2 protein-coding genes are annotated in these 1,009 nt (G+C 36.4%); both read right to left on the minus strand.

Features of this window, described 5'->3' with window-relative positions; genetic code table 11:
- Nucleotides 1-119: 119 nt before the first annotated feature.
- On the minus strand, nt 120-338 hold the full coding sequence (locus tag BTA30_RS21470) for a YneF family protein (protein ID WP_003182236.1): 219 nt from the start codon (nt 336-338) through the stop codon (nt 120-122).
- 84 nt (nt 339-422) lie between these two features.
- A complete protein-coding gene (gene sirA, locus BTA30_RS21475; protein WP_076763966.1) occupies nt 423-863 on the minus strand; it encodes a sporulation inhibitor of replication protein SirA in 441 nt (146 codons plus the stop codon).
- Nucleotides 864-1,009: the final 146 nt, after the last annotated feature.

Raw genomic sequence — 1,009 nt, forward strand, 5'->3', positions numbered from 1 at the left:
ATACCAAAAACGATCTCTCGGCAGCAACACACAATAATCATAGATCAAAATAAAAAACCCAGAAAAATGGGTTTTTTATTTTATAACCATGTTCCTTCTATGTCATAATCGCATTCGTATTATTTCGTTTGATTTTCCATGGCTTTCATCATTTGATTGATTTTCTTTTGGGATGGTTTCATACCCATCTGCATCATCATCATGCGCAGCATTTGTTCATTAATTGGCGGATTCTTTTTCAGATAGTTCATCATATATTTACGAGCAATAAAAAATCCGAGTGCAACACCTGCGAGCAATGCTAAAACGCCCACTAGGATGACAACCCATAAATCCATGTAATTTCCTCCTTCATGTTGTCTCGTATAAAGTGTACTAAACCAAATGCTATTATACAACATTTACAGTCCAAATTCTTTTTTTTATACAAAATTTCTTTCTTTCACAGGATTCAGCCAGCCGTATCGTTCCATGCTAAAGTCCATTGCTAGAAAACACGGACTCACTTTCCGCAACACTTCAAAGAAAACGGTTTCTGCATCAAATTGGCCGTTAGCTAAAATTTCAATATAGCGATCTTTCATAATGAACGAAGCGCTCCCCTTTGGAACGAGCAATCTGTAAATACAGTCAACCTGTGTATAATCTTCCCGGCTCAGGTTCATTTTCAGCCTCTTATGTATATGGGAAACCGGTATCGGCTTTGTAATATATTCGATTTGTCTGGCAGCTAATTGAGATTGTTTATTTTCGGGGCTTGTCCAATGGTAATCGTAAAAAAGCTTGTACATGACAGATTCTCTTCCAAAATAGTGACTGGCAAATTCCTCTTCTATCAGATACGTATAATAATGGCGTTCCATCACTGTCTCATCCCCCTTAGTATTGCGATTCTGATGAATATATGCTTTCTATTATACAAAAGGGGATTAGAAATAATTGTCTGATGATGATAAAAGAAGCGACTAATTTTGTCGAAACAAAAGAAAAGAGAATGATTCGGAGATCA

This window comes from Bacillus swezeyi (assembly GCF_001969815.1).
Taxonomy (GTDB): domain Bacteria; phylum Bacillota; class Bacilli; order Bacillales; family Bacillaceae; genus Bacillus; species Bacillus swezeyi.